Consider the following 13,720-nt stretch of genomic DNA (forward strand, 5'->3'; position numbering starts at 1 on the left):
TGTTACATCAATCAGGTTGTATTGTGAATTCAGGAAGTCCAGCGGACATGAACCTCTGCATTGTTCTCGTTGCCATGTTCGTACTGAAGAAGCACTGTCTTTGAATCCGGGTCCCATTCCCATACCACGGGGACCATCTGCTCTTGAATGACATACTGGGCGGATAATGGTCTGGCCTTGCAATACAACCTTGCTGTTGCCTTCATGTTGGAAGGTCCTCTTGCAATGAATCGAAAACCTGTGGCCGACTGAGACAGACCTTCTATTCGGGAAGAAGCAGCAATGACGGATACTTCTCCAGCCGTTGGACGACCCGCTTCAATATCATAGAGCAAGGCTTGCTCTCCCGGATTTAGGGTCACCTGGTTCAGCACTGAGAGCTTTGAATCAAACAAATCCACAATCGGACCTGGAATGACTACTGCCTCTTCGCTGACCGATTCATCGAGAACCGATACGATTAGATAGGGACCTCGTCTAATTTTGAAATAAGGCTTCGATTCCCACTGTAGTTCTGGTCCGTGGACAGCTTCCAACGTTTCTTTCACAGATTGGCGCAGCCGATCAGCCCCTGCCTTGGATAAAGTGAAGTCAGCCGGATGTTCATCCAGCCAGCAAACTACCCCTTTTCCTACCTTATTGACACCTTGCCTCTTATCTTTTAGACCTAGCTGTTCAAACAAATGTGCTCGAGGGGAGTTATACGACTGATCTGACTGCCCTTGCTTGCGGTCATGGTTCCACCATGCACGAATATCGTGATACGGGTCGCTGTCATCGCCTACATAGATTAACGCTCCACCATCCTGTACCCACTGTGCAAGAGCATAATGAATGTCCGGATATTCCGGTTTGATAAATTCATAGCTCAGTATGAGCACACGATAAGTTGCCAAGTAACCCGGATACCGCCTTACATTATCCAGTTGAAGTGGACGGACAGGAATACCATATTTCAATAACGGCAGTGTCAGACCGTAAAAAGGAGAAAAATCGAGCAGTTCTGTATCGCCATCCTCCTGGAATCCTTCAGGATCTGTTCCATCGTATTTACCGGCATGAGCTGCATTGGGATCTGACTTCATTCGTTGAAACATCGCTGAGTCTGCAATAAAAACGCCAACTTGGAATGTCTCCTCTGCTGTTTCAATCACATCCTGATTCATGTTACCAAGCGTGTGCATGACCTGAAGCAAAGTTGTGGCATAGTCTGACGGAATTTGCTCCTTGCCAGAGCCATCCTCGGATGGATAAGTGCCTTGAAAGATTCGTCGAGGCCAAGGTGCGACTTCATAATGGGCGACCCCGGGATGCAGCAGTGAGGCAACCACCGTTTTTAAATAGTTCTGGCGGTAATCAGCCCAGGTATAATTCGGGTTATCTTCGATCGGATCATGCAGGAACCACATTCGTCTGTCGGTCCCACGAACCAGTTCCTGCATGACGCCATATTCAAGGTAAGCGGTTTCAAACGTACGTTCCTTACGCAACCCTTCATACACATTGGGGGTTCGGGATGTCCCGGTCCAGATCTGTGCAATATACCCATCGATGGAGGGTAGCTCTAGAAGCTGAGATTGTGGACTGACAATACACCACTGTGTGTAATTAATCAGACTATGAGTCGGAACATAAAAGCGAAGGACACGACCATAACGTTTTAACGCGTAGTCCTTCATCTCGGCACATAATCGGTCCAGGACACGTGTATATAAATACGCTTTTAATTTGGAAGCTCGAAATTGGGCATCAGGTGAAGCATGTGGCGGAATCCAAGGCTCTTTGTAATACAACTGCCATTCCCGTTTAAAAGCTTCTGAATAGCCTCCGTTTACCCAGAATTCAGGTTCCTCCAGATGGATGGCTTCCACACCGGCGTCAACGGCAATACGTATTCGATCCGCTATGTAATGACCAAAGGAAATGGTAGGCACCATGTATGGAATGACTGGCTCGCTCCCATGAAGAATCATGTTGCCTTCCCGGTCCATTTGAGCTTCATCCCAATGTGTTGCTCCATCGACCTCACCATCCAAATAGCTGTTGTAGGTCCCCCAAGCAACTCCTGTCATCAAATGAACCACATATCCTTTTTCTTTCCACTTCAGAATGCGTTCCTGCATCGACTCATCAATCCCGTAAACCATCACAAAGTCAGTCTGTAAATCATAATCCGGATGGTAAGCAGCAGATTCTTGAAATCCCGTACGCTCTTCCTTTCGATCTCGTGCCATTTTCTTAACCTCCCCAAGCTCGTATTTGATTTGGGTTGCAATGTATGACTATCCATCTTTTTCTAGACTATAATATATGATATGAATATATTCAATATGTTTTTTATACAAACATAAAAAAACCTTCTCCGCTTCTCTACGGAAAAGGTTTTCTTTTCTTGTTAAATTAAGCTTGAGGAACCGTTCCGGTAGTTTGACGTACGACCAGCTCGGGTTCAATCAGCATTTTGCTATAACTTTTCGTTTCCCCATGACCACGTAATACTTCAAGTAATTTAGCAGCCGCCCGATACCCCATATCCCGCTCAAATTGCTTAACATGGGTAAATATACTGAATTCCTCCACGATTGAGGTGGGATCATCGAAGCTTACTATCGATACATCTTCAGGCACTCGAAGCCCTGCTTGTTTGGCCATTTGATAGATTTGCACACCTAACCTGCCGTTAAGCGAAACATAGGCTGTGACCATTCGATTTTGGATATATCGATACAAAGGGTGGGCCTCTGCTTCCTTAAGTTCAGTTAGCGGTTGGAAATCTGTGATCATATGAGCAGGATTAATTAACGCACCTTTGCCTTTTAAAGCCTCAATATAACCTTCGATCCGCTCCTGAACCGTAACTGTCTGAAGGGGAGAATCCGAGCAAATAGCGATATCCCGGTGTCCCAGCTCCCAAAGATGCTCCACAGCTAGCCTTGTGCCCCGTCTGCCATCTGCCGCAATATAATGTGTCTCGACCCCTGGCAAATAACGGTCCATCAGTACAAAAGGAAAACCCGAGAGCTTCATGCCAAGGATCTCCTCGTTGTAGTTCTCTTCATCAACAGGAAAGATTAATAGACCTTCTGCCCCAAGCGCCTTCATTTCCTTGATGACATCCTTCTCTTTATCCACCTTGCCATGTGTAAACATGATCATGCTGCGATATCCTTCGTCACGCAAGGCTTGCTCAATTCCCTCAACGAGCCTGATGGCAAAATAATCATGGATGGAGGGCACAATGATGCCAATCATTCCTGTAGACAGTGTCCCCTCTCTACCTTTCATTGTGTTCGCTTGCGATGAGGTCATAGAAGCACTATCCGCTTCTTCAGCTACAAAACTGCCTTTCCCCGGCACACGCGCAATTAACTTTTCATTTGCTAATCCGGTCAAGGCATTGGCAACTGTAATTTTACTGACCTGAAACTGATCCATCAGTTCCTTCTCTGTCGGTATGCGATCACCGGGTTTCATATTTTCTTGAGTTATGACATGTCTGATATAGTCCTGGATTTGTTGATACAGTGGAATTCGATCATTTGTACTCATTTTGATCACATCACCAATTCATTCATAATATTTGAGATATATAATATATCCTTTCACCTGCAAGTGCAATAAACAAGCTGAGCTTATCTGCAGTTGCAAAGATTATCTCCTTAATATCATCGCATTTAATATGCCTGATTTCCAGGAATAATGGGAAGTTTTGTCGAACCCCTTGTAAAATTATATATGAATATATTTAATATGTGTTGGATAGAGATGTGTGGATTGGCTTTTGACCAAAAAAGGAGGGTGGGTATTACGAAGGCACAGCTCTAATTCTTGACTATAACAAGGAGTGAATTCGCCATGGCTCGTAGATTCACGATGCTCTGTTTAGCTCTCATATGCGCTTTTTCATTAACCGCCGGCGCTGCTTCAGCTACGGAAACGGATGTACAGACAGCCAAACCTGATGGGTCCAAACACCGTGAACTGCCAAGTTTCAAAAAGCCGAAACATTTGGATGCAGCCGACATCTATGATGCGCCAGGTGACATCAAATTGTTGCTGGGAACATTACAGGGTATCGTTAACAGAGAACAACCCCGAATCTATCTGATTGAGTCCCAGGAAGAAGGAAAATTGACCTGGCTTAAGGACATCAAGGTGCCTTACACGCTTCATCAGGATTATTGGGAAGTGTTCTCTGCTTATCGCAACGAAGTCAAAGGCATGGTTGTATATGATCCCCAAGTACCTGATACGATCAACGTAGCAACCACGCTCGCAGGACTGAAGAATGCTGTGGTTGCCAGTCCCGAGTTAGCAGTCAAATTGTCCAAAGCCCCTTACAAATTGAAGATTGTAGATGACCTGCGGGGTAAATTCAATAGTCGGATAGATGCCTATACCTGGCAGTATGAGAATCTGTGGAAGAAAACGAACCACCAGATGTTAATTGGACTCGATCCGGATACGGCGATTCGCATTCCATCCGGCATGCCTGAATCCTTTGTTACGATAACGGAGGAAAAACAACAGATTCGAGATGCAAGCAACCGTGATACGTATTCCCTGGATCTTTCTACACTCTTGGGAAAATCTTCAGTATATCTCCGATTTGATGACGCCTTTACTCAAGATGGCTGGGGACCGGCTGTACATGAGGTTACGGTCAAGGCGGATGGAAAAGAGATCGCTAACTTCATCGCAGGAACACCGGAAGAAGAACAATTCCTGTATGATAGACAGAATTCCAAGGTTGCTGAAGGAGAAGGCGGCCACCGTTTCGCCGATAATGGCAATTATTTTGTGTATGAATTCACTCCTCCTGTAGGTACTCAGAACCTGACAGCTGAAGTGGACATGTGGAATCAGTATAAAGTATCCGCGGGTAATATCCGCCCTCTCTCCGCTGAGCAACGGGAGCCCTATGCATATTTAAGGGATTATGCAGTCGCTAATAAAGCGATGGTATTCTGGTTGGATTCCAATATACCTGAGCAAAAAGCACTCTTCGAGAAGATCATGTCTGATGTAAAACCCGGAACTCCCTACCTTGGCTGGTTTAGCAATGATGTCGAAGGTGAGTTCAGCTCCGTTGAGATCGCATCTCGATATGGCGTCTATGTTCTTGCAGCCGATTGGTTCAGCAACCTGACTGTTTTCTCGGGGACAAAACCGAATCTCACCCCGGTGAAAAAATCTCCGCGACCTGCGCTGGAGAACAAAATCTATGTAACATATACCTTTACGGAGGGTGATAATTTTCAGTATAACCAGCATCGCATGCGTGTGATGTGGGATGATCCGGCCAGAGGTAAGGTTCCGATTAACTGGACTTCAAGCCCGCTTCTCTACGAAGGTGCACCAGCAATATTGAATTATTATGTGAACACTGCAACCCCGAATGACCTGCTGATCGCTGGACCGTCCGGTGCAGGATACTTCTATCCAGAGGCATGGCCCGACTCAAGCTTCCGGCAATTTTTGCAGCAAACTGAAAAATATATGAAAAAGACTGGCATGACCATTCCTTATGTGTTGAACCGTATAGACAGCGAGAATGTACCTCTCACGCCATTTAAAGCCAAGGCTTATGCACAGGATTATCATGCACCCGGCTTATTCATCAGCTATGAAGACAACTATGGTGTGGAAATCGTTGATGATAGCCTGCCCGTATCCACAATTCGTGGGATAAGTACCGTGCAGGATGGATTACAGGTGCTGAATGAAGCGAAAGCGAATTGGGATGGTAAATCGCCATTGTTCGTTTCCCTTGGATTGCTTGCATGGAGTACGACTCCATCCGATGCACTGGCGATCACCGAAGAACTCGGAACAGAATTCAAGGTTGTCCGTGCTGATGACTATTTCTCCCTAATCCGAGAAAGCTACAACTTACCCGCTAGCAAGTAATCACCATACCTACAATGAATTTGCAGACGCATAAAAGCATCGTACCCTGAGTAATTGGGTACGATGCTTTTTTCGAATGAAGCCTCACCGCTGATTTACCGTTTAACAGTGACACCGGAACATAACAGCACCGCATGATCTTTCTCTTGGAAAGATTCATGCAGGCGCTGACCTCTAATAATTACTATCCTATTAACCTATCTTCCACTCAAATGGCTACTTCTTCACTGGTCTATCCGGTTTACCTGGCTTATCCGCTTTGCCGTCTTCCAGCTTAGCAGCTCCTTCCAGCAGAAATACGCCGCTGAGCTGAGCCGTAAGGTCGAGTGGGTTCTGGGCTGCTTTCCCCCAAGCTTGACCGAACAATCCATTGTCCCGGCTACCTTTCAGTAAGGCATCGGCATTGCGATAGACTGCCTTTTTCAGGCTCTTGTTATGCCCGACTTCATACAACTCAACCATGTAACGGATCAGGATGCCTTTGAACAACGCACCGTCCCCGTCGCCGTCCTCTTTAAATATGCCCGTCTTCTCATCCGTTAAGGTCTTCAAAGAACCAGCTGCGGTTTTCTCGGCATCTTTCAAATACGTCTTCTTTCCTGTTATCCGGTAGAGTTCAACACCCGCTCCGATAAACGTGCCTTGATTGTACGTAAAGATCCATGCTTCATTCACATCCAGTGTGCCATCCTCCTTCAGCACCAAACCATCCGCTACCAGGCCCGTTTTCGGATTAACCAGATGTTGTTTCTCCCAATCATATATTTTTTTGGCCCATTCCAGATCCCGCTCATCGCCAAAACGTTCATACAACCTTGCAGCCAAGATAGCGGCAGGCCCATTGGAGCATGCATTTCGGTTATAACGCTGATCCTTTTTCCAAGCCATACCGCCAAGCTCATCTTCCCACCAGGCGGTCTTGATGTCATCCCACAACTCCATTACGTATCCCTTCATCTCTTCACTGCCTGTTGCATCATACAGACGAAGCCCGGCGAGCGCGAGCCATTCCATATCATCGTAGAATTCATTGTGAAGTGAACCATTTCGTGCAATGATACTGCGAACGAGTTCTTCCGCACGCTCAGTGTAGGCATTGTCTCCTGTACGTTCGTATCCGTCCACCAATGCATCGACCGCATGAGCCTTCCACCAGTAATTTAAGGCCTGTTCACCCTCTGGTGTTGATGGGTAAGCATTATTCATCATTTTTGATGCATCATTCCAGTAGTATTCATGCAGCTTCTCTTGCGACCACTGCGCCTGATCTGCATAGCGATTCTTGCCACCGCTTGTTGCCCCCATGGTGGTGACCAGAATAATGCTGAGTACCAGCGTGAGGCTAACCATTTTCCTTTTGCTCATCAGATCCCTTCCCTTCTCCAATCGACGTATAACTAACAGTTTTACCCGTAAAGCAGTGTCAATCCCTTGCTCCAGCTCTGTTCACGCCTGTCCCTGACGGTGTTCCTTCACCCCCTTCCATATTTCTCAGGCAGAACTGCAGATGATGCTGATAACCAGAACTATTCTTTTACGGCTCCAAGTACGATTCCGTGGATTAGATAACGTTGCAGAAAAGGATATATCATCAGAATGGGAATCATGGATACCAGAATTTTGGCAGAATTCAACGTTGTATTGGAGATTTTATTGAACTGCTGCAGCTGTTCGACCGAAAGATTCTGCATCTGATCACGTGTGAGGCTGAGCTGCTGCAGATAGGTCTGGAGCGGGATTTTGGAGCTGTCGTTAATCAGAATGATGCCGTCAAAGAAATTGTTCCAGTGCCCAACAATAACAAACAGCATGATCGTTGCCAGACTCGGCATGGAAATGGGGATGAAGATTTTGAGCAGAATTTTAAGCGGACTGGCACCGTCAATAAATGCGGCCTCTTCCAGTTCCTTTGGAATTCCCTTGAAGAAGTTCATGAGGAGAATCACATTAAAGACAGGAACTGCCCCCGGCAGAACCAGCGCCCAAATGCTGTTGATCAACCCCAACTTGCTGATGACCATATACCATGGAACGATCCCCCCGCTGAAAAGCATAGTAAACACAATAATCCACATATATGTGTTTCTCGATCTGAATTGTGTGACGCTTCGTGACAACGGATAGGCCATGAGAATGGTCAAAAACATGTTGATTGCTCCCCCCAGCACCACCCGCTCGACCGAGATGAAAAAAGCCTTCCAAAACTTCGTATCATTCAGAATCTGGCCATACGATGAGAAATTCAGCTCCACTGGAAAAAAATAAACCCGACCTGCATTAACAGCTGTACTGCTGCTGACGGACACCATAATGGTATTGACAATCGGCGCCAAGGACATGAACGTAATCAGAATTAACGCAAACATAATCAACAGGCGGGATAGCCTGGAGCCGAGCGATTTGGATTGAATCATGCTAACCCTCCTAGAAAATTCTGTACCCCGCATACCTCGAAGCCAGTCTGTAGGAAATCACGATCAGAACAAAGCTGATCACCGATTTCATCAGTCCAATCGCTGTTGCAAATGAATATTGCATGTTGATCAGACCCATACGGTATACAAAAGTATCGATAATATCGCCCGTTTCATATACCAGCGGATTATACAGGTTAAACACCTGATCAAAACCCGCATTCAGTACATTACCAAGACTCAGCGTACCCAGCAGGATAATCGTTGGGAACATACCCGGCAGCGTGATATTCAGCGTCTGTTTCCAGCGACTTGCGCCGTCCATTGCGGCAGATTCGTACAATGCAGGGTTGATTGCCGTTAATGCAGCCAGATAGACAATCGTCCCGTAGCCAAATTCCTTCCACGTATCCGTCACAATGAGCAGCGGCCTAAACCAGTCATTACTCGCCAGAAACATAATCCGCTCCAGTCCGAGAAACTCAAGGAAGTTATTCACCATGCCATCGAAAGAAAAGATCATGGTCAGCATGGTGCCCAGAACCACCCAGGACATAAAATGCGGCAAATAGACGATGGTTTGAATTGTACTCTTGAATACTTTCAGACGCACCTCATTTAACAGCAAAGCGAATACGATGGGTACAATCAACCCTAGAGCAATCTTTCCAACCGCGATAACCAATGTATTAATGAAAATCTGCTTCGCGTCCGGCAGTTGAAACATATATGTGAAATTGGAAAGCCCTGCCCACTTTGACCCGAATATTCCTTTGGCGGGAATGAACTTTTGGAATGCCATCACGACCCCGAACATCGGTACAATTGAGAAAATGAACAGCATGATCATGCCAGGCAGGAGCATAAAATGATAGGTCATTTCGTCAAAGGTTTTACGTTTCTTTTTGCTCCGGTAACGCACTTCCCGCTCTTGATTAACGGTTGTTTCCATTTGCGGCATTGTCCTTTCCACCTCCATCATGTGCCTAATTGGACAGGCTTTATCGACGAAAGCCCGTGCGGAAGTCCACCATCAGGCTTCCGCACCTAAGCTCACGCGATCCTTATCTGTTGCTCATCTCGTTGACTTCTTCTGTAATCTCGTCACCACCCGTACGTTTCCAAGTGTCGACAAACTTATCGAATTCATCTACAGGAGCTTCCCCCATAATGATCTTGAGCATGGTTTCCTCTTCGAGCTTCTGCAGATTCGCCCACTTCAGCTTCATCGTCTCGGTTGTTCCGTAGAAGCCTGCGGGAATCACTTCCAAATTCGGGTTATTCGCCTCACGCTGTCCCTCGATCCGGGAGAGATATTCACCATAGGTGTTTGCATCGATCGCATTACCTTTCTCTTTGAATTCCTGATAGGCCTTGAAAGAAACCATTCGATCTTCCTGAACAGCGGAAGCATCTCCGGCCTCATCCGCCTTAATCAGATCATCGTAATACCGCTTCAGCACATCGTCATAATCCACTTGCATCGGAATCTGGGTAGGATCATTGTTCCAGCGGCTTGCATCGGTGAGCAACTCGTCAGCATGCTCTTTCTTGTAATTGATTGCGTCCTCCGTTAAGGAGTACAGGAAATCCGTTGTTAAATTGACTGATTTCATAATCGCTTCAGGATGAGCAAAATCCTTCTTCACAACGACGATACCACCGCCCACCGGATCTTGCCGGATCGTCTTGAACTTGCCATTTTCATCCACTGGTGCAGATACGGCAACCCAGACTGCTTCAGGATCTTGTTTGATGGAATCCTTGTAGTTGGTGTAGCCGATCCACCATGGATTAAACACCATTCCGGCCTGTCCGTTGATGACGAGAGCTTCCTTCTCTTCACTCGACCGGACAGCAAACTGTTTATCAATCAAACCTTCTTTATACATGGCACTCAACTCTGTCAGCGCTTGCTTCACTTCAGGCTGAACAGATCCATATTCAACCTGACCGTTCTTCTGAATCCAGTTCATCGGAAAGGCACCGTGTGCAGCAAAGATCGGCGTAAAGTTCATCGCATTGGAATCCATGACCATGCCTACCGTCTTGCCTGTTCCCGAAACGTCCTTCTCCACAAACATTCTCGCGAGATTCCATACATCCTCGACGGATTCCGGGAGCTTCGCGCCTACTTTATCCACCCAATCCTTCCGGACCCACAGCAATTGGTGCTGGTTTCCGATATTCGTCATGGGCAGACCCATGATTTTACCATCCACCTTTACCTGATTCAGCAGCAAATCTCCGTAGGAACCATAAATATTTTTAACACCCTCGGATGCTGTCTTCTCATAAACCTCTGTCATGTCGGCAATGAGATCGTTATCCACCAGTTGATTAAATATTTCGCGGCTGACAAGCATTACATCCGGGAGGTCACCTGTCGTCATCGAGAGTGACAGCTTCTGATCCATATCATCTGTTTCCCAAGCCACCTTGGCTTTGACGTTCACCCGGTCTTCTACATAGCGTGTAGCCAAATTGTTTTCAATGGTATCGCCGGCAGGCAGATTGTTCACATGATTGGTATTTCGGCCAATCGTAAATTCCACGGGTGTCTCATATTTACCATAAGGTTCATAGTCCTGTTGTGAAATTTGCGGTTGTGCACTCTCGTTATTGCCCCCGGTACAGCCACTGATTACAGCTATCATCATGCTTCCGATCAGCAGCGTAGCCATCTTACTGCGCTTCTTCATTCTGTCATCCCCTTTATCTGATTTGCTTTTGATAACCAAATTGTATGCGTTTTCACAAATGGCGTATATGCCACATTTTTCGGATATGTAACACTTTTTTTATGACCTCCAATTTACTTTATTTCTCTGTATTAAAAGTTTATAACAGTAACAAATAAGCGGTCGCAACAGCAACCGCTTCCGTACTAACGCTATGTTTTTAATGTAACTACACGCAATCATGTGGCAGGAAGGACGATTGACACTTCCGTTCCGCTGCCTGGCTCACTATGAATAACGAGGCCGTAATCCCGACCATAATACAGCTTGATTCGGTCATTAACGTTCCGAACACCACATCCGCCGTTCTCTCCTGTTAACAACCCTGCCGTCTGCATAGGCGTCATGCCAACACCGTTATCACAAACGGTTAGTTTAATCCCTTCTCCCACCCGGTTAACTGTAATGTGAATGCGATAATCTATCGCATCTGCCTCCACAAAACCATGCTTGATGGCATTTTCCACAATTGGCTGCAAAATAAAATGAATCACCTCTGTATGTAATACCTCGTCATTGATATGGTAATCCACATCAAATCGGCCATCGTTCATGATGAGCTGCAAATCCAGATACGCTCTAATATGCTGCACCTCAGCCTCAATGGTGGCCATATTCTTCCCCTGGTTTAGTGTTGTTCTATAGAAACGGGCTAATGCAGATACCATATAACTCGTTTCTATATCCGCCTTTTTCTCGGCCCTCCAGCGTATAAATGAAAGGGTATTGTACAGGAAGTGAGGGTTGATCTGACTAATCAACTTGTTATATTCACTTTCCTTCTTGGCAATTTCGGCGTTATACACCTGAGAGATCAGGCTGTTGATCCTTGTCAGCATTTTACCGATACCGTTAGTCAGCTCACCAAATTCATCCCTGGATGAACTCCGGATAATCACATCCAGATTGTTCCGCTCTACCTTGTCCACCTTGTTCTTGATATGGATAATTCTTTGCGTAAAGTTATTAGAGATGACATAAATGAGCAGGAAGGTAATGACCAGGCTGAGGATGATGACAAACAGCGTAATTTGAAAAATACTCATTGCATTGGCGTACGCATTGGTATTCAGCAGATTATAGTGAATGGTCCAGCCGTTGTTAGCGAGTGAGCGGCTAAGACTTAGATCGCCAGACTCCCCAACTTTCGAACCTGCGGCCACAGCAACACGCTTGTGGTTTTCCTGAAATATCACATGCTGCTTCGCGTCCTCAATATGAACAGCTACATGTTCCGACAGATTGTCCAGATCTGCAAAGATGCTATCATGCTGAATGGAGATCACCATAAAATTGCTGTCTTTCGGATTGCTGATCAGTTCCTGAACGAGATAAAGCTTCTCCCCATCCACAATCCAGCGCCTGCCTCGAAATCCGTCATACCAAGCCTTACTCTTGAGATCCCCAATTGGCAAAATATTATTGCGGATCCCCAATAACTCCCCGGATGTATAAAAGGTAATGCCTTCAATATCATCATCCATCAGCCGGATGTTCGAGATCAATGGCTCCAGAATGTCCCGGAAATCCAGGTACATATTATAATAATTATCTTCGTAGTCTTTCGTAAATATTTGGGATAAATCCCGGTTAAGCACCATGAACTCACTTAGCGTATTGTAGCGATTAATCTTATAATCCATAATGTTAGCCACCTGCTCCAGACTCGCTTCAGCTTCGCTCCGCAACTCCTTCATTTGAATACGGTAAGACTGTATGAAGGAGAGCAGTCCAAGCAGAAGGATCGGAATGAGTGCAATCACCAAATGGGATAACAGCAGCTTGTTTCGGAACCTGATATCATTGAATTTGCTCTTGATCCATCCGATCATGAAGCACCCCGCACTCTCTGAACTGTAACGGACTGACGCCAAACCTGTTTCTGAACAGCTTGGCAAAATAAGAATGATTGTCGATGCCAACGGCCCCTGCAATATCATTGATTTTCATATTCGAATGAGCCAGCAGATGGCTTGCACGCCGCAAACGATAATCGGTCAAATATTTCGAGAAGTTCTCCCCAGTCTCTTTTTTAAACAAAATGCTCAAATACCCTGGCGATAGATAAACATCGTGGGCTGCCTCGGATAATGAAATATCTCTCTGATGGTTATCCTTCACATAATCCTTCACCTGTCGAATGACCTTCGATTCCACGGATTCCGGTTCGGGACCTCCACCATAAGCACGGATCTGCGTGATATCCTCCATCACCTGTACAAACTCTTCCCTAACCAGTGGCTTGAGCAAATAATTAACCACACCCAGTCGAATGGCACTGCGGGCATATTCAAATTCATCATAACCGCTGCAGATCACAATCTTTATATTCTGCTGCGTTTTCCTGGCTTGTTTGCTAAGCTCTAGTCCGTCCATAAGAGGCATTTTGACGTCGGTGATGAGGATATCAATCGCGTTCTCTACCAGAATTCGCTCTGCGCTCTTTCCGTTCTCGGCTTCCAATACTTGAAAGGGAAAGCCGTAGTGAGAGATCAAATCCTTAATGCCTTCTCTTTGCACGCACTCATCGTCAACAACAAGAACATTAAACATCATGACATCTCCTTTGCAAGTAAAGTGAAGGCAAACTATAAGGGGACTATCTTGGTGTACATAGTATTCAGTCATATCGTAGTATATCATAGATTTAGGAAA

Annotated in this window: 9 protein-coding genes; 1 reads left to right on the top strand and 8 read right to left on the bottom strand. The window is 45.8% G+C overall.

Features of this window, described 5'->3' with window-relative positions; translation table 11 throughout:
* Positions 1-29: 29 nt before the first annotated feature.
* Positions 30-2,234, bottom strand: coding sequence for a hypothetical protein (locus tag A6049_RS13095; protein ID WP_063565070.1), 2,205 nt, complete (start codon positions 2,232-2,234; stop codon positions 30-32).
* A 166-nt stretch (positions 2,235-2,400) separates the two neighbouring features.
* Entirely contained in the window at positions 2,401-3,549 is a 1,149-nt protein-coding gene (locus A6049_RS13100) for a GntR family transcriptional regulator (RefSeq protein WP_063565071.1), read from the bottom strand.
* A 306-nt stretch (positions 3,550-3,855) separates the two neighbouring features.
* Between A6049_RS13100 and A6049_RS13105 the strand changes: the two genes are divergently transcribed.
* The gene (locus A6049_RS13105) at positions 3,856-5,910 is read left to right on the top strand and encodes a GxGYxYP domain-containing protein (RefSeq protein ID WP_063565072.1); all 2,055 of its coding nucleotides are present in this window, start codon (positions 3,856-3,858) and stop codon (positions 5,908-5,910) included.
* A gap of 216 nt (positions 5,911-6,126) precedes the next feature.
* Here the strand turns inward: A6049_RS13105 and A6049_RS13110 are convergent, their stop codons facing one another.
* The 6 genes from A6049_RS13110 to A6049_RS13135 form a co-directional block, all read right to left on the bottom strand.
* Positions 6,127-7,275, bottom strand: a complete 1,149-nt coding sequence (locus A6049_RS13110; RefSeq protein WP_095206081.1) for a glycoside hydrolase family 76 protein — start codon at positions 7,273-7,275, stop codon at positions 6,127-6,129.
* A 161-nt stretch (positions 7,276-7,436) separates the two neighbouring features.
* Positions 7,437-8,324 carry a carbohydrate ABC transporter permease gene (locus A6049_RS13115; RefSeq protein WP_063565073.1) on the bottom strand — a complete coding sequence of 296 codons (888 nt, stop codon included), beginning with the start codon at positions 8,322-8,324 and terminating at the stop codon, positions 7,437-7,439.
* 10 nt (positions 8,325-8,334) lie between these two features.
* Complete coding sequence (locus A6049_RS13120; protein WP_063565231.1) at positions 8,335-9,204, bottom strand: ABC transporter permease; 870 nt, start codon at positions 9,202-9,204, stop codon at positions 8,335-8,337.
* 184 nt (positions 9,205-9,388) lie between these two features.
* A complete protein-coding gene (locus A6049_RS13125; RefSeq protein WP_063565074.1) occupies positions 9,389-11,026 on the bottom strand; it encodes an extracellular solute-binding protein in 1,638 nt (545 codons plus the stop codon).
* Between the two features lie 218 nt (positions 11,027-11,244).
* A complete protein-coding gene (locus A6049_RS13130; protein ID WP_063565075.1) occupies positions 11,245-12,897 on the bottom strand; it encodes a sensor histidine kinase in 1,653 nt (550 codons plus the stop codon).
* Positions 12,866-13,621 carry a response regulator transcription factor gene (locus A6049_RS13135; protein ID WP_083584581.1) on the bottom strand — a complete coding sequence of 252 codons (756 nt, stop codon included), beginning with the start codon at positions 13,619-13,621 and terminating at the stop codon, positions 12,866-12,868. The genes A6049_RS13130 and A6049_RS13135 overlap by 32 nt, the downstream gene beginning before the upstream one ends.
* Between the last annotated feature and the right edge of the window lie 99 nt (positions 13,622-13,720).

Origin of the sequence: Paenibacillus sp. O199 (genome assembly GCF_001636635.1) — a bacterium.
GTDB classification, from domain to species: Bacteria; Bacillota; Bacilli; order Paenibacillales; family Paenibacillaceae; genus Paenibacillus; species Paenibacillus marchantiae.

Coding starts and splice junctions, on each gene's coding strand:
- A6049_RS13095 (WP_063565070.1), bottom strand. CDS start 2,234: ATGGCACGAGATCGAAAGGAAGAGCGTACGGGATTTCAAGAATCTGCT.
- A6049_RS13100 (WP_063565071.1), bottom strand. CDS start 3,549: ATGAGTACAAATGATCGAATTCCACTGTATCAACAAATCCAGGACTAT.
- A6049_RS13105 (WP_063565072.1), top strand. CDS start 3,856: ATGGCTCGTAGATTCACGATGCTCTGTTTAGCTCTCATATGCGCTTTT.
- A6049_RS13110 (WP_095206081.1), bottom strand. CDS start 7,275: ATGAGCAAAAGGAAAATGGTTAGCCTCACGCTGGTACTCAGCATTATT.
- A6049_RS13115 (WP_063565073.1), bottom strand. CDS start 8,324: ATGATTCAATCCAAATCGCTCGGCTCCAGGCTATCCCGCCTGTTGATT.
- A6049_RS13120 (WP_063565231.1), bottom strand. CDS start 9,204: ATGACCTATCATTTTATGCTCCTGCCTGGCATGATCATGCTGTTCATT.
- A6049_RS13125 (WP_063565074.1), bottom strand. CDS start 11,026: ATGAAGAAGCGCAGTAAGATGGCTACGCTGCTGATCGGAAGCATGATG.
- A6049_RS13130 (WP_063565075.1), bottom strand. CDS start 12,897: ATGATCGGATGGATCAAGAGCAAATTCAATGATATCAGGTTCCGAAAC.
- A6049_RS13135 (WP_083584581.1), bottom strand. CDS start 13,621: ATGATGTTTAATGTTCTTGTTGTTGACGATGAGTGCGTGCAAAGAGAA.